The sequence below is a fragment of the Aquisalimonas sp. APHAB1-3 genome (assembly GCF_048323695.1).
Taxonomy (GTDB): domain Bacteria; phylum Pseudomonadota; class Gammaproteobacteria; order Nitrococcales; family Aquisalimonadaceae; genus Aquisalimonas.
Window position 1 is genome coordinate 29,228 of sequence record NZ_JBLWFT010000001.1, and the last position, 24,084, is coordinate 53,311.

Below are 24,084 nucleotides of genomic sequence, written 5' to 3' on the forward strand. Positions count from 1 at the left end.
CGTGGACCGGCCTGTGACCCGGTATGCACTCTTTCGGGGCGTCCGCCTCAGCCCTCCAGCATGCCGCTCTTGACGTTGCTGTCCGCGGGGTCGTCGCCGAGCCAGATGGCGAGCACGAACTGGGCAAAGGTGTCGCTCTCGATGCGGCCCAATTCCTCGCCATTCATGGAGACAATCAGCCCCTCGCCGGGGATGACGTCGATGTCGCCGGTGTAGCCCTCGTTGAAATCGCCGGGGAAGAACGACTTGAAGGTCTCGATCGCGTCAGCGTAGTCGACGCGCTGTTCGCTGGTCATGGCGCTCTCGAGGCCGTCTTCCAGGGCGTCGACCATGGTGTCCCGGCCCACGTCGCGCAGCATCGCCAGGTGGATGCGCCGGGGCGCGTCCATGGTGATGGCCTCGCTGGCGTCGGTGACCGACTCGGTGGTGTAGAGCGCGCCCACGTAGACACGCACGAAGAAGCGCGAGCGCACGCCGGCGCCGTTGAGGTGCAGCTCGTGATCACCCACGGACACCTGCAGGGGCAGGTCCACGCCGCGTACTTCGCGCACGTCGTCGGCAGTGGCGGTGGCGAGCGGGGCGCACAGCAGCGCGAACAGGGCGAGAGCGGTCAGGATGCGAGTCACGGCGGTTCTCCTCTGTATTGTTGTCTGATCCCTGTGGCCGGATCGCTTGCGGCGATCTGTGCCGGATGGTATCAGAGTTCTTTCCGGATTGGACAAGATGTATCCAGCCGGAAACGGTATGTCGGCAGCAACCGTAAGGCTTTTCGGTTTGATCTCGTTAGGATACGCTAGCGTATGGTTCGGGGCGAATGCCGTAACCGACCGATTTATCAGAACGAGAAGCCGACCGCACGACCGACTGGAGGAGTTTGATGTCGTACGATTCCGTATACGACAGTGCACCGTGGTCACGCCACTACACCGGTGATTACAGCGAGGCTCGCCTGCACGGCTACAGCAATCTGGCCGAGCTGGTGACGGACAATGCCCGGGAGTACGCCGACCATATCGCGTTCACCACGGTGATGCCGAACGGGATGTCCGGCTCGCTGACCTACGCCGAGGCCGACGCGAAAGCGGACGATTTCGCCGTCTACCTGCGGGAGGTGATCGGCCTGGCACCCGGCACGCGCGTTGCGGTGCAGATGCCCAACTGCCTGACCTTCCCGGTGGCTGCCATGGGCGTGTTCAAGGCCGGCTGCACGCTGGTGAACGTGAACCCGCTGTACACGGAATCGGAGATGGAACACCAGTTCAACGACGCCGGGGTGGAGGCCCTGGTGATCGTGGACATGTTCACCGACAAGCTGGCCGCCATCATCGACCGCACCTCGGTGAAGCACGTGGTGGTTACCAGCGTGGCCCAGTGGTTCCCCGGTGTGGTGCGCGGCATTCTCCAGGGCGTGCTCAAGTACTGGAACAAGGCCGTCCCCGATCTCACCATCGACGCCACCTATATCGATGACGCCCTGGAGCAGGCGCGCGACGTGCGCCAGAGCCGGAATGTGGACGTTGCCGCCTGGTGGCGCGACATCACCCGGGACGACGTGGCCGTGCTTCAGTACACCGGCGGCACCACCGGCGTGAGCAAGGGTGGCGTGCTCACCCACGGCAACATCCTCACGAATATCGCCCAGATCGACGCTGTCGCCAGCTCGCACATCGAGGACGGGGAGGAGTGCGTGCTGACGGCCCTGCCGCTCTACCACATCTTCGCGTTCACCGTGAACATGCTGGCCTTCCACTGCCGCGGCGCGCGCAATGTGCTGGTGCCGAGCCCGCGGCCGATCCAGAACTGCCAGCGGGCGCTGGAGAATTACCCGATCACCTGGATCTCCGGCGTGAACACCCTGTTCAATGCGTTGCTGAACGAGGAGTGGTTCCACATATACCCGCCGAAGACCATGAAAGTCGCCATCGCCGGTGGTACCGCCCTGCAGGGCGCGGTGGCGGATCGCTGGGAACGGATTGTCGGCTGTCCCATCGCCGAGGGCTATGGACTCACCGAAAGCTCGCCGGTGGTCAGCTTCAACCCCATCGGCACGGGCGCCAAGCGCAACAGCATCGGCATCCCGGCACCCGGCACCCACGTGCGCATCGTTGACGACAACGGCGTGACCGTGCCCCAGGGCGAGCCCGGCGAAATCATCGTCCAGGGCGACCAGGTCATGCGCGGCTACTGGAACCGCGACGACGAGACCGCCAAGACGCTCAAGGACGGCTGGCTCTATACCGGTGACGTGGCCTACATGGACGAAGACGGCTATTTCCACATCGTCGACCGCAAGAAGGACATGGTGCTGGTCAGCGGCTTCAACGTGTACCCGAACGAGGTGGAGGACTGCATCGCCGAGCTGGACAAGGTCCACGAGGCGGCGGTGATCGGCGTGCCCGACGCGGACACGGGCGAAGCGGTGAAGGCGTTCGTGGTGAAGCGCGACGACAGCCTCACCATCGAGGAGGTGCGCAAGCACTGCAAGCAGAAGCTGGCCGGCTACAAGGTGCCGAAGCAGATCGAGTTCCGCGACGATCTGCCCAAGACCCCCGTCGGCAAAGTGCTGCGCAAGGAACTGCGCGACGGTGGCAGCGAGGCGGCCGGCTCCGCCAGCAGCACCGATACGCGCGCGGCCTGACAGGCCTGACAGGCCTGACAAGAACGAGACAGTAAAGAGGAGCAGACTGAATGCTGAGCCCCGTCGAAGAGGCCCTGCTGGCCATCATGATGATCGTGATCATGCTGGGCATGGGCGCGTCGCTGACATTCAAGGACTTCCGCATCGCGATGCGTCATCCGCAGGCGGTGCTTGTGGGTTTCGCCTCCCAGTACATGTTCATGCCGTTCATTGCATTCACACTGGCGCGCGTGCTCCAGCTCACGCCGGAGCAGACGGTGGGGCTGGTGCTCATGGGCTGCATGCCCGGTGGTACCACGTCCAACATCTTCGCCTACTTCTCCAAGAGCCTGCTGAGCCTGAGCATTCTCATGACGGTCTGCTCCACGCTGGCGGCGGTGGTGATGGTGCCGATTCTCATGGAGTTCTACACCGCCGGCATCGATGAAGCCTTCCGGATCCCGCCGGGCGAGATCATCGGCCTGCTGTTCGTGCTGCTGATCCCGACGCTGCTCGGCATGTGGTCGCGGAAGAAGAACGCTAACTTCGGTGCCGTCACCGAGCTGGTGGGCGGGCTCATCGGCGTCATCGTCATTGTCTTCCTCATGGCTACCTGGGCGCCGCGCAACTACCAGTTGCTGTTCGAAACCGGTGCAGAGGTCTACGCCGCCGTGATTCTGCTCGGCGTGATCGGCTTCGCCTTCGGCTACGTGTTCGCCCGACTGTCGCGGCTTGAACCGCAGAAGGCGCGTACGGTGTCGCTGGAGACCGGTATTCAGAACGGCCCGCTGGGGGCGTTGATCGTGATCCTGGTGTTCTCGGGCGAGACCCAGCAGCTCATTCTGATCATGCCGGTGCTGTACTCGCTGTTCATCATCATCACCTCGACTCTGGCGACGCTGTTCTACCGGCGCCTGACCAAGAAGGAAGAGTTGGCGCGGGATCAGGCGAAGGTGGAACCGGCGAAGGCGTGACGGGGGCGGGACGGTGGACCTGAAGGTCCACCCTACGCCGAACGGCCGACACCGCGGCACACGGCGTAGGGTGGACGTTCACGTCCACCATGAAACACGCTTACGACACCCTACCGGGAGGCTGCCGGCATGTTCTTCCCCGGATTCGAAACACATCGCGTCACCGCTAACGGCACCGATATCCACCTCCGCATGGGTGGTGACGGACCGCCCCTGCTGCTGCTTCACGGCTATCCGCAAACGCATGTTATGTGGCACCCCGTCGCCGCGCGGCTGGCCGAGCGCTATACAGTGATCTGCCCGGACCTGCGCGGCTACGGCGACAGCGCCAAACCGACCTCCGACGATACCCATGCGCCGTACTCCAAACGCGCCATGGCGGCGGATCAGGTGGCGGTCATGGCGCATTTCGGCTTCGAGCGTTTCCAGGTGGTGGGTCATGACCGCGGGGCACGGGTGGGGCACCGCATGGCGCTGGACCACCCGGACCGGGTCACCCGGCTCGCCGTGCTGGATATCATTCCCACCCGGGATGTATTCCGCACCGCCGGCCAGGCCCTGGCTACCGCTTACTACCACTGGTTCTTCCTGATCCAGTCCGACGGCCTGCCGGAGCACATGATCGGCCTGGACCCGGAGTACTACCTGCGCGACAAGCTGCGGCGCTGGAGCCGCGTACCCGGCGCCTTCGATGAAGCGGCGGTGCAGGCGTTTCTGGACTGGGGCGGTCAGTCAGGCCCGGCGAAGGCGTCGAGCTGTTCCACCAGCCCGCCGGGCAGTGCCACCCGGACCGCGACCATCTCGATCTCGTCGTGCAGGGCGCGGTCCGCGTCCAGGGGCGGTGCGATGCGGCGAACCCAGCGGTGCAGTGCCTGCACCGCATCCGACGGCGTCGTCGTGGCCGTCTGGTCCATCTGCCAGCGCAGGTCCACGGCCTGCGCCACCATGAGTGCGTCGATGGCGAGCAGGTGGTGGAGCAGGTCCAGCAACCGCGCGCAGCGTCGGGCGCCGATGGTACCCATGGTGACCACATCCTGATTGTCGCCGTTGGTGGGGATGGACTGGATGGACGCCGGTGTCGCGTGGGTGCGCATTTCGGCGAGAAGGGCTGACGCCGTGACCTGGGCGCCCATGAAACCGCTGTGCAGCCCCGTCTCCCGCGCCTGGAGAAACGCCGGCAGGCCATGGTTCAGCCGGACGTTGGCGAGCCGCGCGATACGCCGCTCGGCATGAACGGCGAGGGTGATCACGGCGTTCGCCAGGGCGTCGGAGGCAAGCGCCACGTGCTGGCCGTAGAAGTTGCCGCCGTGCAGGGCAACATCCGCGTCGTCGGGGAGTACAGGGTTGTCCGTGACGCTGTTGAGTTCCGTGTCCACCACGCTGTTGTGCCAGGCGAGCTGATCCGACACGGCCCCGAGGAGCTGGGGCGCGCAGCGCAGGGTGTACGGGTCCTGAATGGGCTGATCCAGTCGCTCCAGGGCGTTGCCCGCCACCGTCTCGCCGTGCTCGGGTGCAGTAACCCAGCCGCTGCCACGGGTCAGGAAGCGCAGCCACCGGTGCAGGCGCTGCTGGCCGTTGTGGGGCCGCAGGGCGCCGAACGCCGGATCCCACGCTTCCAGCCGGCCGCCCAGCACGTCGGCGTGCCCGGCGGTGAGGAGGCTGCTCCAGCGCAGGGCGCGCTCGCACGCCGCGCCGTTGAGGGCGGCGATGCCGGTCATGGCTGACGTGCCGTTGACCAGCGCGATGGCGTCCTTGCCCTCCGGGTTGAAGGGGGTGAGGCCGAGGCGTTCCAGTGCGGCGCCGGCCGGTTCCGGGTCGCCGCCCTGCACGCGCATGCGGCCGTGTCCCATGAGGGCCCCGGCAATGTGAGCCAGTGGTGTGAGATCGCCGCTGGCGCCCACGGTCCCCATGGAGGGCACCACCGGCAGGGCGTCGGCGTTCAGGCAATCGACAAGCAGCCCGAGAGCGGCCGGGGAGACGCCGGAGTTGCCCTGGGCCAGCGCGGCGACACGGGCGGCCATGGTGGCCCGTGTCTGGGTGCGGGACAGAGGCTCGCCGACGCCGGCGCTCAGATGGGCGATGAGGTTGCGCTGGAGCTGCTCCGAGTGCGCGTGACCCACCAGGGTGTCCGCGAGAGGGCCGTAGCCGGTGGTCACCCCGTAGATGCGCCGCTGCTCCGTGACGTAGCGCTGCAGGCGCTCGTGGCTGGCGACGACGCGGCCGTTCACCGCCTCGTCGAGATGCAGCGGTTCGCCATGGGCGATGGCGTCGATATCCGTGTGGGTCAGCCCGTCGCGGCCGAGATTACAGAACGTGCGATCCATGTGTACCTGTTGTGTATAATTAATGTACAGGTACCGTAATCGGATTGTCCGGCGGGGTAAAGCGTCGAAGCGGGGAAACGGGAACGGCGCCACACAACCGTTCCCGTGCGCCGCTTCCGGTCAGTGGTCGCCGTGATGGTCACCGTGGTGATCATCATGGTCGTCACCGGCTTCGCCATCGGGGCCATGTCGCAGGACAGGCGCCACCACCTCCTGGGTGTGGCCGTCGGCGAAGATCAGGGTGAAGGCGACCTCGTCGCCTTCCTTCAACGGCTCGCCATGCCGGTCGATGAGCATCACGTGGTAGCCGCCGGGCTCCAGGACGGCCTCGCCACCGGCGGGGATCACCAGCTCCTCCCGGTGTTCCATGCGCATGGTGCCGTCTTCCTCGACGCTCTCGTGGATCTCCAGATGGCCGAACAGGTCACTCTCGGCATCCACCAGGCTGCGGTCGGTATCGGACGGGTTCTCGATGCGCATGTAGCCGGCGGAGTTGTCCGCCACCGGCGGCATCTCCCGCACCCACGGGTCGTGGATGACCAGATCCGAGGCGGCGGCGAGCGGGGAGACGGCCAGCGTGGCCACGGTGAACAGGGCAGTGGTGAGGTGTCTCATGGTCTGCTGCAGTCCTTCTTGCATTGGAAAGGGAGTCGGGTGTTCTGGATGCGGTATCGTAACAAGCTTTTCGAAATTCATGCCTGCCAGAAGGAGTGAACCGTGCGTTTGATGCTGATTGTGGGCGCCGTCCTGGGGCTGTTGTCGGTGATGATCGGGGCGTCGGCGGAGCACGCGCTGCGACCGCGGGTGGACGACGAAGTCTTCCGCTACATCATGACGGCCATCCGTTATCACCAGATCGGCGCGGTGGTGGTGACCGCCATCGGCCTCACCCTGTTGGCCCCGCTGGGGCACCGAATCCGGCGGGGCCTGGCGGTGAGCGGCTGGCTGTTCACGCTGGGGACCGTGTTGTTCAGCTTCAGCATCTATCTATCCGCGCTGCTGGGTATGCCGGCCCTTACGGCCATTACGCCCGTGGGGGGCACGACCCTGATGATCGCCTGGGCGTTTCTGATCCGGGCCGGCTGGCTCGGATACCGGCACGCTGACGCCGCCGGGTAACGCGACGACGTTCCCGGATAACTCCCAAAGCCCCGTTCCGCGGGGTTTTTTCGTGATGTCGTGGGTGCAAAAAGGGGTGTCGCACCTGAGTGCCCGCCGCGGTTCACACGGGCATAGCATCCCTCTCAGTGACGGCGGTTTCAGCCGTCACCGGCAGCCGCGCGTTGCCCGACTGGCGCGACACGATCCATGGCGAGGGAGTCCAGACATGGCCGACAGCAGCAAGATCAACTACCAGGACACGGTCGACCAGCGTGACCGGAACGTCCCCATCAATCTTCGCCAGACCGGCGACCCGGGTATCGAGATGCTCATCTCCAACCGGGTGCGGAAGTCGGCGTACTGGCACCTGTCCTGCGAGGCCGGCTGCTGGCGGGCGACCGTGTACAACCGCATGTACCACCCGCGCGGCTACGTCCGCCCCGAGGACGGCGGCGCCATGGTGGAGTACCGGGCGCTGGTCAACGACGTGACGCTCTGGAACGTGGCCGTGGAGCGGCCCATCCGGGTGAAGGGGCCGGACGCGGAGGCGTTCTGCAACTTCGTGTGCACCCGTGACATCACCCGCGTGCCGCCCATGAAGGGCCGCTACGTGATCCTCTGCAACGAGCAGGGCAAGGTGCTGAACGACCCGGTGATGCTGCGGCTTGCCGAGGACGAGTTCTGGTTCACCATCAGCGACTCCGACCTCATGCTGTGGTTCCAGGGGGTGAATGTCGGTGGCCGGTTCGACGTGACCATCGACGAGATCGACGTCTGCCCGCTGCAGATCCAGGGGCCGAAGTCCGAAGCGCTGCTGGTGGACCTGGTGGGCGAGGGCATCCGTGAAGTGCCTTACTACGGCCTGATGCAGGCCAAGGTTGGTGGCGTCGACTGCCTGATCTCGCAGACCGGTTTCACCGGTGAGAAGGGGTACGAGGTCTACGCCTACGATTCCACCGTCCACGCCGAGAAGGTCTGGAACACCATTCTCGAGGCCGGCGAGCGGCACAACCTCATGGTGATCGCGCCGGCACACCATCGGCGCATCGCCGCCGGTATTCTCTCCTTCGGCCAGGACATGGACATGGAGAGCAATCCGTTCCAGTGCTACCTGGGCCATATGGTGCCGAAGTCCAAGGAGGCGGACTACATCGGCAAGAAGGTACTGGAGGAGACGCGCGAGCTGGTGAATGCCGGCAAGCCGCCGTTCACCCATACCCTGGTGGGCCTGAAGGTGGGTGGCAAGCCCATCGAGGACTATGCGCCGGACTTCTGGCTGATCAGCGACCACGCCAGCGACGACCCGATCGGCTGGATTACGTCGCCCTGGTATTCACCGGAGCTGGAGACGAACATCGCCATGGCCTACGTGCCGGTGGAGAAGTCTGCCCTGGGCACACAGCTCCGGGCCTGGCTGCCGGAGGAGTACCAGAACTACCCCGGCTATCCGGAGCATGCGGAAGTGGTGCAGATGCCCTTCCGGCCCTCGGTGAACATGAGCTCCAGAGAGCGGGCGCGTTCCGAAGGGCGCGACTACGCGTACTGATGACCTGACCGTGGCGGTCGGCCAATGCGCGCCGACCGCCGCGCCTCCGTCGCCGGATCCACGCTCATGCGGATCACTCGGCCACCGTAGGGTAGACGTTCACGTCTACCAACCCTGCAAATGCCCCCGTCACGCACACGTGGCACACGCCGACCGCCGTTTCCACCGCCACGCTGCAAACAATCTGTAGGCACCGTCCATGGGCCACACCAGCCCGGTATAGCGGCAGACCGCCCCGAGCCAGCGGTAGCCCGGCAGTCGCTGCCAGATCCGCACGAACCCGTGGGCCCCGACCACGATCCGCCCGGAGGGCTCCACCACGTGGAAGAGCGCCATGGCGTCGCGGAAGCCGATGCCCGTGTCGTTCAGCACCTGTGGCTGGTGGGCGATGTCCTGCCAGAATATGCCGCCTTGGCGGTCCATCCGCCGGTAGTGCCGGATCTCCCGCCGACACAGCGGGCAGCCACCGTCATAGAACACAATCAATCGGCCGTCCGCCTGCGTGAGCAATTGCTGCAATCCTTCCGGTGCCATGGGAGCCTCCAACGGCTTGCGATGTCTGGTGGTATAATAATTGTACATCACGTGTACAGCTCTCGCTGTAGCCGTAGGGTAGACGTTCACGTCTACCATTGATTGCCCGACTCCCATCACACGTCCGGTGACGACCCCCCAAGCCGCTCCGCCAGCCCCGACTCCCGGCGGGTCCGCCGCTCGATCCCGGCCTGGAACACCGCCGCCGGACCAACCACCGTGAGCTGCTCCCGCGCCCTGGTGATCCCGGTGTAGAGCAGCTCACGGGTGAGCACCGGCGTATCCGCATCCGGCAGTAGCAGAGTCACCCGCGTGAACTCGGAGCCCTGACTCTTGTGAATGGTCATGGCGTAGACGGTCTCGTGGCCGGGCAGGGCGGAGGGCAGCAGCGAGCGGGCGCCTTCGCTGGTGCGGAACCAGACCCGCAGGCCGCCGGACCCGTCCGCCAGACAGACTCCGGTGTCGCCGTTGAACAGCCCGGCGCGGTAGTCGTTCTGCAGCACCATCACGGGCCGGCCGTGGTACCAGCGCTGTTGTGGATCGCGCCCCTGTCGGGACGCCAGGCGCTCGTGGATCCGTTGATTGAGGTGTTCGCTGCCCGCCGGGCCGACGCGGGTGGCGGTGAGCAGGCGCACGGCTTCCAGGGCATCCAGTGCGGCGTCACGGTCGGCCGCGTGCTCCAGCGGCAGGTAGGCGGCCGCCATCTGCTCCACCACGTGGTCCACGTCCACGGTGGCGCCCAGTTGCAGGTCCAGATCCGGCGGCGGCTCTGTGCCCACCGCAAGCGCCCCGTGGCCGTCGCCGGCATTGATGGCGGCCGCCAGCCGGCCGATGGCGCTGTCGGCGTGGAAGCGGTGGCTGGTGCGCAGAGTCACCACGTGATCGCCCAGCACTGAGGGCGCCGTCGTGGGCTGCGTGTCGTCGCCCATCAGCTCGCCCAGGGCGCGGTACTGGTCCGCCGAGAAGGCGTTGACCCCGGCGGCGTCACAGAGTTCGGCCAGCACCGAGCCGGACTCCACCGAGGCGAGCTGATAGCGGTCGCCCAGCAGAATCAGGCGCGCGTGATCGGGCAGGGCCTCGGTCAGTTTGGCCATCATCGGCAGGTCCACCATGGAGGCCTCATCGACGATGACCGCATCGGCCGGCAGCGGGTTATCACCATGGTGGCGCGGCTGCGTGGAAGCCTGGGTGAGCCCGAGCAGGCGATGGAGCGTGTCGGCGCGATCCGGGAGCAGCGCGCTGACCGCCTCCGCGTCCGGCAGGCTGCCCAGCCCGGCGCGCACGGACTCGAGCATGCGCGCCGCGGCCTTGCCGGTGGGCGCGGCCAGGCGGATGGCCGGCGCCGGCCTTCCCTGCGCCGCTGCGGATTCGATCAGCAGGCGCATCAGCCGCAGCACCGTATACGTCTTGCCCGTGCCGGGGCCGCCGGAGATCACCGTCAGCCGGTGGCGCAGCGCCGCGGCTGCGGCCACCGGCTGCCAGTGGGTCTGCCCTGGAGCGACCCACCCGTAGTCGAACAGGCCGCCATCGCGTGCCAGACGGGCGGTGTCCACCGGCTCCGGGGGTTGCGCCAGCAGGTGGCTCAGTCGCGCGGCCAGGCGGGTTTCGTACTGCCAGTAGCGCTGGAGGTAGAGGCGCCGGCCGTCGTGGACGAGTGGTGTTGCATCACCGGGCGCACCCACCAGCGGGCTGGCGTCCAGCGCTTCCATGAAGGCGTCGGCGGGCAGCAGCGGCCCTTCACCGGGAATCGCCGGCTCCAGCGTATCCAGGCGCAGGCAGCTGTGCCCGTCGTGGACCGCACGGCTTGCCAGCACCATGGCCAGGGCGACGGGCTCGGTGCCTCCGTGGCGCAGGCACCAGTCCGCCAGGGCCAGTTCCAGCGGCTGGACCTGTCCGGCCGCGGTGCGCTCGCGCAGGCGTTCCATGAACGGGCTCATGCCGCCTCCTCCCCTGCAAACAGCCGGTCCAGCGCGAGGATGAGGTCCGCGGGCGGGTGGTCCGTGAACACGCCGGCCGCGTCCTCGCCGGTCATGCCGCGAACGAACAGGTAGTGCACGCCGCCCAGGTGTTCGGCCGGGTCGTAGCCCGGCAGGCTGCGGGCCAGGTGGCGGTGCAGCGCCAGGGTGTAGATCAGGTACTGCAGGTCGTAATGCCCGTGCCGCACCGCGGTTTGTAGGCCATCGGGCTGATAGGCGCCGGCCTCCGCGCCCAGATCGTTGGTCTTGTAATCAATGATGTAATAGCGCCCGTCGACGGCAACGATCAGGTCGATGAAGCCGTGCATGAGGCCGCGCAGGGTCTGTGCGCGGCGGTCGGCGGGCAGGGCCGTGGCGTAGCCGGCGGCGGTGAGGCGGTCGATTACCGCCGCCACCCGGCTGCCGCTCAGGCCGAGGAAGAACTCCATCTCCCGGCGTTGTTGGGTATCCGGTATGGCGGCGAGCGGGCCGGTTCCGGGCAGTGGTGCATGGGCCGTGTGGCTGAGCATGCCGCCGATGGCGTCGAGCAGCGGGGCCGGTCGTTGGGGGAGGGCAACCCCGGCGTTGCGCAGGTGGCCGGCCATCCAGTCGTGGTGAGCGCTGACCGCGGCGTCGTCCGGTTGCGGCCACGCCGCGAAGTCCATGGCCTCCAGCATGTCGTGGATCGCCGTGCCGAACTGCGGTCCGCGCAGCTCGATCCGGCGCGGCGCCGGTTGCGGCCGCTCGGGATCCGGGGTCTCGTCGTCCGCGCCAGCGGTGTTGGTGGTGTGGCGGCTGCCGCTGACCAGCCGGGAGAAGCTGTACACCGACCAGTCCGGCCGCGGCATGATCGCGTCGCTACGGGGCCCTCCCTCGGGCGGGGGCGGCAGGGGCAGGCGCTGGCCGGCCGGCATGGGCTCCGGCAGCGGTTCCACGGCGATGGCGCCACCGGCGCGCCCGGCCAGTTCCCCGAGCCGCGACTGGACCGTCTCGGCGCCGACCCAGTCCGGTGCTTTCCTGGCGCGACTCCACTGGTCGGGCGCGGCGCCGTCGGGGCCGTGCAGCAGCCACGCAAGCGCGCCGTTCTCGACGCCGGTGGCCGCGCCCCAGGGGAGGTAGCACGCCTGCTCGGCGCGGGTGAGCGCCACGTACAGCAGCCGTATCGCCTCGGCGCGGCGCTCGCGGATGGCGCGGCCGGCGGCGTCGGCGACGCCGTAGTCGAGACAGGCGCGGTGCTGGTCGTCGTGGAAGCTGCGCGGCGGTTTGTCGGGGTTGCCGGTGGCGCCGAGAAAAGGCGCAAACGGCAGGAACACGATGCGGTACTGCAGCCCCTTGACCTTGTGCACGGTGGCGATGCGCACCAGGGCGTCGTCGGATTCCAGCCGCAGCTGTTCCGCCTCGCCGGTTTCGCTCCGCTCGGGGTTGTTGCGGGCGTCGTCGAGCCACTGGATCAGGCCGTTCATGCCGAAGGTCTCGCCGGCAGCGTTCTGCAGCAGTTCGCCGAGCTGCAGGTAGTTGGTCATGCGGCGTTCGCCGTCGTCCAGGGTCAGCAGCCGGGGCGCGGCCGCCTGGAGCAGGGGTTGCAGCATGGCGAGCACGCCGTGGCGGTGCCAGCGCTCATGGGCGGCCTGGAAGCGCTCCACCACGGTCTGCCAGGCGGATTCGTCCTCAGTGAGGGCGATCAGCTCGCCGAGGACGTAGCCGAACAGCGGCGTGGTCAGGGCGGCGCGCAGGCTGCTCTCGTCCGCGGGGGTGGCGGCGGCGCGGAGGACGCGCAGCACGTCCAGCGCTTCGTCGCTGGTGAAGACGCTGGCCTGGTGGAGGCATACGGCGGCGATCCCGCGCCGGCTCAGGGCCTGCTGGGCCGCGGTGGCCTGCTGATTGGTGTTCACCAGCACGGCGATGTCCCGGGGGCGCACCGGCGCGGCGTCGCCGCTGTCGGTCGTGACCGTGGCCGGGGTGTCCAGCAGTGCGTGGATGCGGGTGACCGCGGCCTCCAGAAGGGCTGCCTCGGTGTCGCCCTTGTTGTCGCTGCTGGCGTCGAAGGGCCAGACGGTCATGGCGGGCAGCGGATCGCCATGGACACTGATGACCCGATCGCCGTCGCGCCGGCCCGCTTCGACCGCCTGGAACCGGATGCCCGGGATCAGAAAGGCGTCGTCGCCGGGTGTTTCGAAGACGGTCTGCACCGCCCGCAACACATCGCCGGTGGAGCGGAAGTTGGTGTCCAGGTGGTAGCAGCCGTCGGCGTCCCGGGCGGCGTCCAGGTAGGCGAATACGTCGCCGCCACGGAAGGCGTAGATGGCCTGCTTGGGGTCGCCGATCATCAGCAGGCCACCACGATCGCGACCCCGGTAGATGCGCTGGAGGATGGCGTACTGCAGCGGGTCGGTGTCCTGGAATTCGTCCACCAGCGCCCAGGGCCAGGTTTCGTGCAGGGCGGCGGCCAAGTGGTCGCCGCCGTCCGGGTCGGTTATGGCGTCGTGGAGCGCTTCGATCATGTCGGCGAAGCTGAACTGCCGCCGGTCGCGCTTGCGGCGCAGGCTCTCCGTGCGGACCGTCTCCAGGGCATCGCGCAGGGCGGCGAGGCGGCCGAGGGGCTGCAGGGCGGCGAGCTCCCCGGTGAGCGGCAGGGTGTGCGGCTGGCACCACTTGTCCGCCGGCGCCTTCTTGATGTGCCGGCGCACGCCGGCCGCATCGCCGAAATCGGCCAGCCAACCCGGCAGGGCGGCGTAGCCGACCGCGGTCCCGGCAATGCCGTGATCAAGCAGTGTCAGCACCGCGTCCATGCCGCCATGGGCCTCCACGGCCTTGTGCAGGTCGCCGCTCTTGAGCAGAGCGTCTTCGGCTTCCGCCTGCAGCAGCAGTTCGCGCAGGGCGTCCCCCTCGGTCTGCCAGCGTTGGCGCAGGTCGTCGGTTCGGGCCTGGATGGTGGCCGTGTCTGGCCCGGCGAGGGTGACGTGGGGCTGCTGCAGCGCCGGTCGCAGGGCGTCGAAGAGGGCCTCCGGGCTGCCCCAGAGCTGCAGGAAGGCGTTGGCCCGGGCGGCGGGCTCGCCGATGGTCTGGCTGCGCCAGTAATCGGCGGCGGTCTCACGGAACAGGGCGGTGTCGTCCACCTGTTCGCCGCGGTCGAAGGGCAGGCCGCCATCGAAAGCGTTGTCGGCCGCCGCCTGCTGGGCGAAGCCGTGGATGGTGCTGATGGTGGCCTCGTCCATGCGTGCGGCCGCGTCCCGGAGCCGGCGGGCCAGAGCGGGGCGTTCTTCGTCACTGGCGGCGAGAATGTCCAGGGTCAGGGCGTCCTCGGGGTGTTCCGGGTTGGCAATGGCCGGATCCGTGGCGATGCGTGCGGCGGCCACCAGGCGTGCGCGGATGCGCTCCCGCAGTTCCTGGGTGGCGGCGCGGGTGAAGGTCATGACCAGGATTTCGCGGACCGTCAGGCGCTGTTCCACCAGCAGCCGCAGGTACAGCCCCGCCAGGCTGAACGTCTTGCCGGTGCCGGCGCTGGCCTCGATGAGCCGCAGCCCGTCCAGCGGCATGGTGCGCGGGTCGAATGGCGTGCCTGTGCTCACGGGGTGGCCTCCACGGGCAGGAGCGTTTCCACCATGGGACCGCAGACCTGCGTCGCCAGCCGGCAGAAGGCGCTGGAGCCGGCGTCGTCACCGAGCAGCGTCGGCGGGGGTGCAACCAGCGGAAACCACGGGTCGTTCGCCAGTTCCCAGGCCGGGTACCAGGTGCGGCCGAGGTAACCGTTGCGGTCCTCCAGGGCGGCCTGGGCGTCCTTGGGCTTGCTGGTCCAGTGCGGGCTCTGCTTTTCCATGAAGGTGGTGGCAAGCCCGGGCATGAAGCACAGGGGCTGCTGCCGGGCCTGGTCGTGGACGTCCACCAGTGACTGCAGCAGCGTCAGGGCGTGGGCCGGCTCCACCTGTGCCCCGAGGATCTGAACGGCGCCGTCGGCGAGGCCGGCACAGCGCAGGCTCCCGGGAGCGCCGCTGGCGGCCAGCGCCAGGTAGTCGATCCAGTCCGCCAGTCGGTGGTTGGCGCGCAGTGTGCCGGGCCGGACGCGGCGCAGGCCGTCGGGACGCGTGTCCGCCAGCCTGCCGGCCAGCCGTCGGCCGTCGGGCAGGGTGATGTCCACGTCCACCGGTGTGGGCTCCGGGTGCTCGGCGTGCCACTGCTGCCACAGGGGCAGGAGCGGATTGATCTGTTCCATCTGCTCCCGGTAGATGCCCAGATCCAGGGGCGGTGGCGGGAGCACGCCGCGGGCGCGCAGCACCGGGTCCGGGGCGGGAGGCAGCGGTTCACCGCTGCTGCAGGCGGCCGCGAACAGTTCGTGCCGGAGCTGGTGGGCGGTGAGGCCGTCCAGGGTGTGGGGTTCGTCGTCGTCCACGGTGGTGTCGTCTCGCTCCAGCCGCAGCCGCAGGCAGTCCCTCAGGAAGTGCCGGGCCGGGTGGTCGAGAACCCGCTTCAGGTTGTCCAGTGCGATGACCGCCTCCGGCTCCGGGGCAAGCCGGGCGCCGTCCACGAAGGGGCGCGGGTCGTCGCGCGTCTCGTGCATGGCGAGGGTGGCAGGGTGCCAGTCGCCCTGGAAGGTGAAGACGGCCGCATCGGCGGTGCTGAAGTAGCGCGGGCTGAAGGGCTGCATGGGCTGGGTGGTCACCAGCTGTTCGCCGGCTGCGCGCCTTGTGTGATCCGGGAGATGGTGGCGGTGCAGGAAGTCGAGCAACTCGCCCACCACCGGGGCGGGTTCCAGGGTTTCGCCGGAGCGCACGTCCTGCCCGGTGTAGCTCACGTAGAAGACATCCCGCGCCGCCATGAGCGACTGCAGGAAAAGCAGCCGATCGTCGTCGCGCACGCTGGCGTCGCCGGTACGCGGGAAGCGGCGAATAAGGTTGAAGCTGCGGTTGCGCTCCTGCCGGGGGAAGTCGCCGTCGTTCATGCCCAGCAGGGCGATCATGCGGTAGGGGAGTGCGCGCAGGGGCATGAGGCCGCAGAAGGTGATGCCGCCGCCCAGGAAGGGCTGGCGTTCGCCGCTGTCCTGCAGCGCGGCGCCGACCGCCTCGCGGACTGCCTCCCAGCCCAGCGGTTCGTCGCCCAGGCTTCGGTGGGCCTCGCCCAGCACGGCCACGGCCTCGTGCACCGCCTCCAGTGCGGCGCGCTCGTCGGCGTCGTCCCGGTCGGCGAGGAACAGCGCCTCCATGATGGCATTCAGGCGCTGGTGCCACGTGTCGGCCGGCGCGGGTTCGGTCATGGTGTCGCGCCACTGCCGCAGTGTGTCCACCAGCAGCCACAACCGTCCCAGCGCGGCGGTGCTGCCGCCTTCCAGGTCCGGCCAGGGGGCGACGCCGTCCACCAGCGTGTCGCTCCGGGGCTGGGCCAGGCCAAGGAGCAGGCGGTCGAGCCCGAAACGCCAGGTGTTCTGCTCCCAGGACCCGGCGCCGTGCTGCGTGCGCGTGTCCGCGTCCAGCCCCCAGCGCACGCCGGCCTGCTGCAGCCAGTGGCGCAGCAGGTCGAGGTCGCCGTCGTCGAGGCTGAACCGCCGCATGACGGCAGGGACGGCCGCCAGCGCCAGCACTTCCGACGCACTCCAGCGCGACAGGGGCAGGTTGAGCAGCTCGCTCACGGTCAGGGCGATGGGGTGGCTGCTGAGCCGCGGCTGGTCGGACACGGTATAGGGCAGGCGCTGCTGGTTGTCCGGGTTGCCGAAGACGCTGTGAATCGCCGGCGCGTAGGCGGCCACGTCCGGCAGCATGACCAGGATGTCGCGGGGTTGCAGCGTGTCGTCGGCGGCGAGGCGGTCGAGGATCTGGTCGTGGAGCACCTGCACTTCCCGCAGTGGCCCGTGGCAGGCGTGCAGTTGCAGGGAGGCGTCGTTCTCGGCGCAGCCCGGGGGCGTGGCGGCTGCGTTCATGCGGATGACGCCGGACTGCAGTCGGTGCAGCAGCGTGTCGTCACCCGGTGGTTCGTAGGCCAGCGCGTCGCCCAGCTCCGGCTCCTGGATGGCGGCCAGTTCGTCGGCGTAGAGCACGCGCAGGAAATCCCGGGCGGAGTGGCCGAGGCTTGCCAGCAGTGGGTGCCCCTGGGTGATCGGTGCCTCGCCGGGCTCCGTGCCCGGCTCCGGGGTGTCGAACACGCTCACCGGCTGCCGCTGGATGTCGCCCCAGTAGGCTTCGCTGGGGTTGGGGAGCAGGTAGTGGATGTCGATCTCCCGGCCCAGGGCGTAGAGCAGCCGCAGGTAGTCCGGGGGCAGGTTCATCAGGCCGAAGCAGTAGATCCGCGCCGGCCAGCGGCTGCGCTCGAGTGGTTTGCCGGCTTCCACCGCGTCGATGAACTCGCCGAGCAGCCGCGCCCGATGGCGTTCGGTGAGGGCGTCCACCAGTGCTCGCCAGATGGGCGCCTGCCAGTCCGCCGGGCTGCGCTGTTCCCCTTCGCCGCGCTCCCACGCCAGCAGCATGTCGCGGCGGTAGATCAGGTACTGGTCGAAGACGTCCGCAAGCTGGTCGGCGAGCTGCAGGCGGCGGAGCTCCCGGGGTGTGCCGTCCAGGTAGCGGGCCACGCGCGGTTGCGATGCGGCGATCCGCGGCAGCAGTGTATACAGGTGCCAGCGGAGGTTGCCGCGTTCGAACGCGGAGCTGTCCGGTGTCTCCGGCAGGCTGCTGCTGAGAATGCCCCAGACGAATTTGGCCGGCAGCGGCAGGCTCAGGTTGGCGGCCACGCCCTCGCTTCCGGCGAGTTCCATCTGCAGCCAGCGCCCGACGCTGCGATTGGGCACCAGCACGGTGTCGGGTGCCAGTGGTGCCGCCGGCTGGCGCTGACGCAGCACTGCCAGAAGCTCCGCAAGCCGGATCTGGTCGTGGTGGTGGTAGACGTAGAACATGGCCGTCCTTTTCCGCTCGGGTGCAGTGAACCACAGCCGGTCGCGTCTTCGCCATGCCACCGTGCCGGGATGGCGCGAAGGTCGGTGTTGTGCGGCCCGCCGTCAGCGTTGTCACGTGATGTGAACAGGCAGATGGTTTGCACCCTGCGCCCCGTGGTCAAATCGCGCCCGAAGGGCATTTTGCCGACAGAATGGGCGCCAGGCCTGCGAGCGGTGGATATGACGGGTGATAACGGGAGCGGCTGGCTGCACGAGCTGGCGGATGTGGTCGACGAGGTTTTCTGGGTCTCCGGGCGCAACAGCGCACAGGTTTACTATCTCAGCCCTGCCTTCGAGCGCCTGTGGGGCGTTCCCCGGGAGCGGGTCTATGCCGAGCCGCGAGCCTGGCTTGATGCGGTGCACCCGGACGATGTGGGCCGCATTCGCCGGGCGACGGACATTGGTACAAGCGCGGAGTACGAGCAGGAGTTCCGCATTGTCGACCCGAATGGCCAGGTGCGCTGGATCATGGAGCGCGGTGCGCCGGTGCGCGACTCCGAGGGCGGCCTTCTGCGGTTCGCCGGGACGCTGCGGGATATTACCCGCCGCAAACAGGCCGAGGAGGCGCTGAAGGAGAGTCAGCGGAAATTCGAGACATTGGTGGGGAATATGCCGGGCGCCGCCTGGCGCTGCCGTGACGATGCCGACTGGACGGTCGAGTACATGAGTGCCGGCGCCAAGGAGGTCTTCGGTCACCCGCCCGAGGCCTTTCTGGACGGTGACGTCACACTCGCCGGATTGATCCACGCCGACGACATCGCCTTCGTGCGCAAGGCGGTGGAGCAATCCCGGACGTCGGATCGCCCCTACAACGTGAACTACCGCATCTGGCGGGCGGACGGCTCCGTGGGCTGGGTACGCGAGCAGGCCCGTTTCGTCGGTGACGATGACCGAATCGAGGGCGTGATCGTGGATCTGACGGAGCTCAAGCGCAACGAGCTGGCGCTGCAAAGCAACGTCCGCGCACTGCGCATGTTGAGCCGCTGCAATCAGGCGCTGATTCACGCCGACTCCGAGTGTGAGCTGCTGGAGACGGTCTGTGAGGTGGCAGTGGAGGACGGCGGCTACGCGCTGGCCTGGGTGGGGCAGGTGCGCCATGACCGGGCCCAGGAGATCAGTCCGGTGTGCGCCAGCGGCGAGACCCGCCACTGTCCGGGCGAAGGGCGGGTGTGTTGGTCCATGGAGGCGGTGGAGTCCGGAGATCCGGTTGCCCGGGCCGTGCGGCAGGGTCGGCCCGTGTTCGTGGATGATGTGAGTACGCTGACGGACGGCCCGCGATCACAGTACGGGCGCGGTAGCTGCATCTGCCTGCCGCTGCTGGCCAACGGCGCGCCCTACGGCGTGTTCGTGCTCCTGCGGGATGTGCCCACCGCACCCACAGAGGAGGAACGGAGCCTGCTGCGGGAACTGGCCTCCAACCTTGAGTTCGGGCTGCAGGTGCGGCGGGTGCAGGAGCGGGAGTCGCGGCTGCAGCGCGTGCTCGGAGGCATGAGCACGGCCGGCTCGGCCCGCTCCAGTGGGGCGTTTTTCGAGCAGCTGGTGCTGGCCATGACCGAGGCGCTTGATGCGGATGTGGGCGCCATTGCCCGGTTCGTGGACGGCGAGTTGTGGATGAGTGCGCCCGTCGCCATGGCCGTTGACGGGGACGTGGTGAACGGTGAGGTATATCCGCTTCATGGGACGCCCTGTGAGGCTTATATCACCCAGCGCGAATGCGTGCACACCGCCGGTGTCGTGTCGTCGTTCCCTGACGATCCCATGCTGCGCGAGCTGGAGGTCGAGGGCTACGTTGGTCTTCGCCTGGAATCTGCATCGGGGAAGCCCGTCGGGGCGCTGTTCGTACTCTATCGTCAGCCAGTGGACGACGCGCAGGTGGCGCTGTCGGTGCTGCAACTGGTGGCGACCCGGGCCGTGGCCGAACTGGAGCGCATGGATGCGGAAGAGCACATGCGGGCACTGGCCTATCACGATCCGACCACAGGGCTGGCCAACCGGGCGGCGTGCATGGCGTACCTCGCCCGGTGCCTGGATGGTGCGTCCGTGGGACCCTCGTCCGAGCTGCTGCTGGTCTCCATCAACCTGCGTCGGTTCAAGGAGGTGAACAACTCCCTCGGGCACTCCGCCGGCGACGACCTGCTGGCCCAGGTGGGCACGCGGCTGCAGTCCGCCGCCGCGCCCGGCGAGTTCGTGGCGCACCTCGGGGGCGACGAGTTCGCCGTGGTGGCCTCCGGTGGGGGCCGCGATGCCGTGCCGGAGCTGCTGCAACGTGTCCGCGGAGTGTTTCGTGCGCCATTCCACGTCGGTGGCATGGGGATCGCCATGGACGCCACCGCCGGTGTTGCCATGGCGCCCGATGATGGCCGCACCGCTATGGAACTGGTCCAGCACGCGGATATCGCCCTGCACCAGGCCAGAAAGGAGGGCGCGGACTACTGGCTCTACGATCACGCCCTGTTCGATGACCTCAACACCCAGCTGCAACTGGCGCGACGGCTGCGCGATGCACTGCGGCGCGATACGCTGGAGATGCATTATCAGCCGCAGGTGGATCTGCGCACGGGAACCCTTATCGGGGTCGAGGCGCTGCTTCGCTGGCACTGCCCCGATCAGGGCTGGGTTCCACCGTCCCGGTTTCTGCCGGTGGCGCAGCAGCGCCAGATGATGGGGGCGGTCTTCCGGTGGGTGTTACGCGGTGTGGCACGGGATGTGGCCGCGTGGCGGGATGCCGGTCACGCTCTGCCGCCAGAGGTCTCCGTGAATGTTGCCGCCGAGCAGCTCCATGACGACAGCCTTGTCGAGCAGGTGGACGCGGTGATTCAGGAGTATCGCCTGCCGCCGGGAATCATCGCCGTGGAGATCACCGAAACCGGGATCATGCGTGATCCGGAGACCGCCGCCGCGCTGGTGGATCGCTTGCGGGCGCGCGGCAGCAGTATAGCCATCGACGATTTCGGCACCGGCTACTCCTCACTCAGCTATCTCAAGAACCTGGCCGCGGATACACTCAAGATCGATCTTTCCTTCGTACTCGGGATGCTCAATGACCGCAGCGACCACGCCATTGTCGGTACCATCATCGCCATGGCCCATGCCCTGGAAATGAACTGCATCGCCGAAGGCGTGGAGTCCGAGGGGCATCGTGAGGCACTCCTGGAAATGGGTTGCGAGCGTGGGCAGGGGTATCTCTTCGGGTATCCGCAACCGGCACAGGCGTTTTCTGCACACTGGCTGAGGCGCCCCTTGTGACGGTCAGGCCCGGACAGCCCCCGCCGGACGATGGGCGCGCCTTGCTGGACGACGACCGGGAAATCCGCCGACGGCGCTCAACCCTGCAGGCGCTGCTGGTTTTTACCCTGATCGCCGGAGGCACCATTTTCGTCTATGCGCTGGCGCAGGGCCTGGTGCTGTTGCCCATTGCCCACGCCGTGGTGTTCGTGGCCTGTGTCGGCCTGGTTGTAGCCAATCGGCGTGAGGCACCCTACGGGCCGCTCGCCGTGACGTACCTGGTCCTCGTCATCGCGGTCATTCTGATGCTGATCCTGCGGCCGGATCTCCATCCCGTGAGTTACGTGTATCTCCCCGCCATTCCCGTATTGAGCTACATCCTGCTGGGGCATCGGGGTGGGTTGTGGATGACGCTGGCGGCACTGATTGCCGGTGTCGCGGCGTTCGTGGTGGGCGGACAGCGGGTGCCGGAGCTGCTTGGTGCCGACGTGGCCGTGGATCTGGTGACGGCCACCCTGGGCATGTTCGTGCTCTGCCATTTCTGGTTCCGCAGCCAGCATCACGCCAACAGCGCGATGCTGAAGCAGTCGTTGTCCGACTCGCTCACCGGGCTCTACAACCGTCAGGCCCTGGAGCGGATGATGCTCAGGGAGCACGACCGCTACCGGCATGACGGCCATGTCCTCTCAGTGATTCTCATCGACCTGGATCACTTCAAGGACATCAACGACCGCTTCGGCCATGATGCAGGCGATCATGTGCTCGTCCACGTGGCGCGGTTGCTGAGGACCCATCTCCGCCGTGCCGACGTAGCCTTCCGCATGGGGGGTGAGGAGTTCGCAGTGCTGTTGCCCGGGACGCCGATCGAGGGCGGCATGAAAGTGGCCGAGGATATCCGCCGCGCGATCACGACCCGAGCGGCGCGGTGGCAGGGGGAGCGCATTGACCTGACCATAAGTGCCGGAGTCGCCGAACTCGGCCTGGACGGAAGCGTCTGGACCGATCTGTACCGCGTTGTTGATGCGCGCCTTTACGATGCCAAAACCCGCGGCCGCGACCGCGTTGTCGGCCGCTGAAACGGCGGATTGCGCTGTCAGGCGGCGACTACTGTGTTACGCCCCGACTCCTTCGCGGCGTACAGGGCGTCATCGGCCCGGATAACGAAATCCCGGCGCCGCTCGCCCGCGTTATGGCTGGCAACGCCGATGCTGACCGTGAGTGGGCTTCCCGACGCGAACGGCGTGGACTCGATGATCGCGCGCAGCGACTCGGCGACGGCCTGGGCGCTCTCCAGGTCCGAGCCGGGTAGGATGACCACGAACTCTTCACCGCCCCAGCGGCCGAGACAGTCCAGGGAGCGCAGCCGCTTGCGCAGCAGCTCCCCCACGCCCTCCAGGACCCGGTCTCCCATGTCGTGGCCGAAGTTGTCGTTCAGCGCCTTGAAATGATCGACATCGAGCATCAGGATCGACAGCGGAATCCCCAGGTGGGACGTGCGCTCCATCTCCTCCTCCAGTCGAGCTTCGATCCGGAAGCGGTTCATGACGCCGGTCAGGTGATCGTAGCTCGCTTGGTACTGGAGCTGATTTTCCAGCGTCTTGCGCTTGGTGACGTCCTCGACAAATCCCTCCAGGACCGGGCCCTCACCCTCGATCGTGGTGCGCGAGCCGCGCTCCCTGATCCACCGGCGGTGACCGTCGCGACGAATCAGTTGATAGTCGATCACGTAGCCTTCCGGCCCCGCGTTCCGTCGCGCGGAGAGCACATTGACCCGGGACTCGGCGATGATCAGTTCATCGTAGGAGACGTCGCGCTGCTGGAATGCCTCTGCCGGGTACCCGGTGATGGCTTCGGCACCTTCGCTGATGTAGGTGAGATAGTCGTCCGCGCCGTACCCGGATCGGAAGGCCATGGCTGGCAGGTGCAGCATGATGCGCCGCAGGGTGCGATCCCGTTCCGCCAGCAGGCGCTTGCTCTTGCGCCACTGGGTGAGCAGGGCGAGCCAGAGGAGGATGAACAGGATCACGATCATCCCGGCACTGACCAGGATAACCAGAGTCTGCGCGTCAATGGCCAGGGCAGCGTGCTGCTCGGGGAGGCTGTGGGGGTCGAAACCGGCCATGCCGATGAAGTGCAGTCCGGCCACGGCGATACCGAAGCACATCGAGGCAAGCGGCAGACGTTGAGGTTTGCAGCCATGCTTGCCGCGCCGTGCGTTGGGCGGGAAGGCAACCAGGAACCCGATATAGGCCACTGTGGTGCCCCAGGCGAGGGAGCCGGCCATGGCGGGGAGCGTATGGGCCTGTACGATACCTCCTCCCATAGCGGCCATGCCCGTGTAGTGCATGGCCGTGATGCCAGCGCCGAAGACGAGCGCCATCACCGGCCGGACATCGAACCGCGCGGGCCTGCGCCACAACAGCCCGAACGCCAGCATGGTGGCGCCGCAGCCGATCATCAGTGAGATCAGCGTGCGGAAAGCGCCAAGACTCAGATCAACGGGGAGCTTCATCGCCAGCATGGCGACGAAGTGCAGTGTCCACGCGCCAAGCCCGAGGGTGAATCCGGCGGCCATCATCCACCAGAACCCGGACCGGTCTCCGAGATCGTCGATGAAGTCGAGGCTCAGCAGCGTGGTATAGGCGGCAAGGGCGCCCACGGCAATCGCGAGTCCGACCAGTGCTGGATCGTGTTCCAAAGTGAGCGGAAACCCCTGCATTTATCGGAGAACGTTATTGTTGTGGATCCGGGAAACCCGGAATCGAGACGCTAGTCCCAAAGCTGCGCCGGCTTCGTTGAGCTGGGTCACAATACGTGGCTGCCGGTCGATACCCTTTCCCGTGCCGGGTATGGGGCCCCAGGTTGGGAGGCAGTAACCGGAACGCGGGGGATGGT

The 24,084-nt window shown here is 67.7% G+C and carries 14 protein-coding genes and 1 pseudogene; 7 read left to right on the plus strand and 8 right to left on the minus strand.

Annotation, left to right across the window (positions count from 1 at the left end; genetic code table 11):
- Window positions 1-47: 47 nt before the first annotated feature.
- On the minus strand, window positions 48-626 hold the full coding sequence (locus ACNSTU_RS00150) for a chalcone isomerase family protein (protein WP_290634666.1): 579 nt from the start codon (window positions 624-626) through the stop codon (window positions 48-50).
- A 251-nt stretch (window positions 627-877) separates the two neighbouring features.
- On the opposite strand from ACNSTU_RS00150, the gene ACNSTU_RS00155 reads away from it, so the two are divergent.
- The 3 genes and pseudogenes from ACNSTU_RS00155 to ACNSTU_RS00165 form a co-directional block, all read left to right on the plus strand.
- A complete protein-coding gene (locus ACNSTU_RS00155) occupies window positions 878-2,638 on the plus strand; it encodes an AMP-binding protein (protein WP_418211963.1) in 1,761 nt (586 codons plus the stop codon).
- A gap of 50 nt (window positions 2,639-2,688) precedes the next feature.
- Window positions 2,689-3,591, plus strand: coding sequence for a bile acid:sodium symporter family protein (locus ACNSTU_RS00160; RefSeq protein WP_418211964.1), 903 nt, complete (start codon window positions 2,689-2,691; stop codon window positions 3,589-3,591).
- Window positions 3,592-3,783: 192 nt separating this feature from the next.
- A pseudogene (locus ACNSTU_RS00165) lies at window positions 3,784-4,299 on the plus strand (alpha/beta fold hydrolase); the annotation flags it as partial.
- A gap of 20 nt (window positions 4,300-4,319) precedes the next feature.
- Here ACNSTU_RS00165 and ACNSTU_RS00170 read toward each other — a convergent pair.
- On the minus strand, window positions 4,320-5,915 hold the full coding sequence (locus tag ACNSTU_RS00170) for an HAL/PAL/TAL family ammonia-lyase (protein WP_290635424.1): 1,596 nt from the start codon (window positions 5,913-5,915) through the stop codon (window positions 4,320-4,322).
- Between the two features lie 120 nt (window positions 5,916-6,035).
- On the minus strand, window positions 6,036-6,530 hold the full coding sequence (locus ACNSTU_RS00175) for a copper chaperone PCu(A)C (protein WP_290638099.1): 495 nt from the start codon (window positions 6,528-6,530) through the stop codon (window positions 6,036-6,038).
- A gap of 111 nt (window positions 6,531-6,641) precedes the next feature.
- On the opposite strand from ACNSTU_RS00175, the gene ACNSTU_RS00180 reads away from it, so the two are divergent.
- Together ACNSTU_RS00180 and ACNSTU_RS00185 are read left to right on the plus strand one after the other, a co-directional pair.
- Window positions 6,642-7,034, plus strand: a complete 393-nt coding sequence (locus ACNSTU_RS00180) for a DUF423 domain-containing protein (protein ID WP_290635428.1) — start codon at window positions 6,642-6,644, stop codon at window positions 7,032-7,034.
- A 208-nt stretch (window positions 7,035-7,242) separates the two neighbouring features.
- Window positions 7,243-8,562: a glycine cleavage T C-terminal barrel domain-containing protein gene (locus ACNSTU_RS00185; protein WP_290638098.1), complete on the plus strand. Its 1,320-nt coding sequence runs from the start codon at window positions 7,243-7,245 to the stop codon at window positions 8,560-8,562.
- Window positions 8,563-8,691: 129 nt separating this feature from the next.
- On the opposite strand, the gene ACNSTU_RS00190 is transcribed toward ACNSTU_RS00185, so the two are convergent.
- The 4 genes from ACNSTU_RS00190 to recC form a co-directional block, all read right to left on the minus strand.
- Window positions 8,692-9,096, minus strand: coding sequence for a thiol-disulfide oxidoreductase DCC family protein (locus ACNSTU_RS00190; protein ID WP_290638096.1), 405 nt, complete (start codon window positions 9,094-9,096; stop codon window positions 8,692-8,694).
- A gap of 116 nt (window positions 9,097-9,212) precedes the next feature.
- Window positions 9,213-11,033, minus strand: coding sequence for an exodeoxyribonuclease V subunit alpha (gene recD / locus ACNSTU_RS00195; RefSeq protein WP_418211965.1), 1,821 nt, complete (start codon window positions 11,031-11,033; stop codon window positions 9,213-9,215).
- Window positions 11,030-14,620, minus strand: coding sequence for an exodeoxyribonuclease V subunit beta (gene recB, locus ACNSTU_RS00200; RefSeq protein WP_418211966.1), 3,591 nt, complete (start codon window positions 14,618-14,620; stop codon window positions 11,030-11,032). The genes recD and recB overlap by 4 nt, the downstream gene beginning before the upstream one ends.
- On the minus strand, window positions 14,617-17,925 hold the full coding sequence (recC, locus tag ACNSTU_RS00205; RefSeq protein WP_290636938.1) for an exodeoxyribonuclease V subunit gamma: 3,309 nt from the start codon (window positions 17,923-17,925) through the stop codon (window positions 14,617-14,619). Before recC ends, recB begins: the two co-directional genes overlap by 4 nt.
- A 219-nt stretch (window positions 17,926-18,144) precedes the next feature.
- Between recC and ACNSTU_RS00210 the strand changes: the two genes are divergently transcribed.
- Window positions 18,145-21,210: an EAL domain-containing protein gene (locus ACNSTU_RS00210; protein ID WP_418211967.1), complete on the plus strand. Its 3,066-nt coding sequence runs from the start codon at window positions 18,145-18,147 to the stop codon at window positions 21,208-21,210.
- Complete coding sequence (locus tag ACNSTU_RS00215) at window positions 21,207-22,265, plus strand: diguanylate cyclase (RefSeq protein WP_418211968.1); 1,059 nt, start codon at window positions 21,207-21,209, stop codon at window positions 22,263-22,265. Before ACNSTU_RS00210 ends, ACNSTU_RS00215 begins: the two co-directional genes overlap by 4 nt.
- Window positions 22,266-22,282: 17 nt before the next feature.
- On the opposite strand, the gene ACNSTU_RS00220 is transcribed toward ACNSTU_RS00215, so the two are convergent.
- Window positions 22,283-23,887, minus strand: coding sequence for a diguanylate cyclase (locus ACNSTU_RS00220; protein ID WP_290630560.1), 1,605 nt, complete (start codon window positions 23,885-23,887; stop codon window positions 22,283-22,285).
- Window positions 23,888-24,084 lie beyond the last annotated feature (197 nt).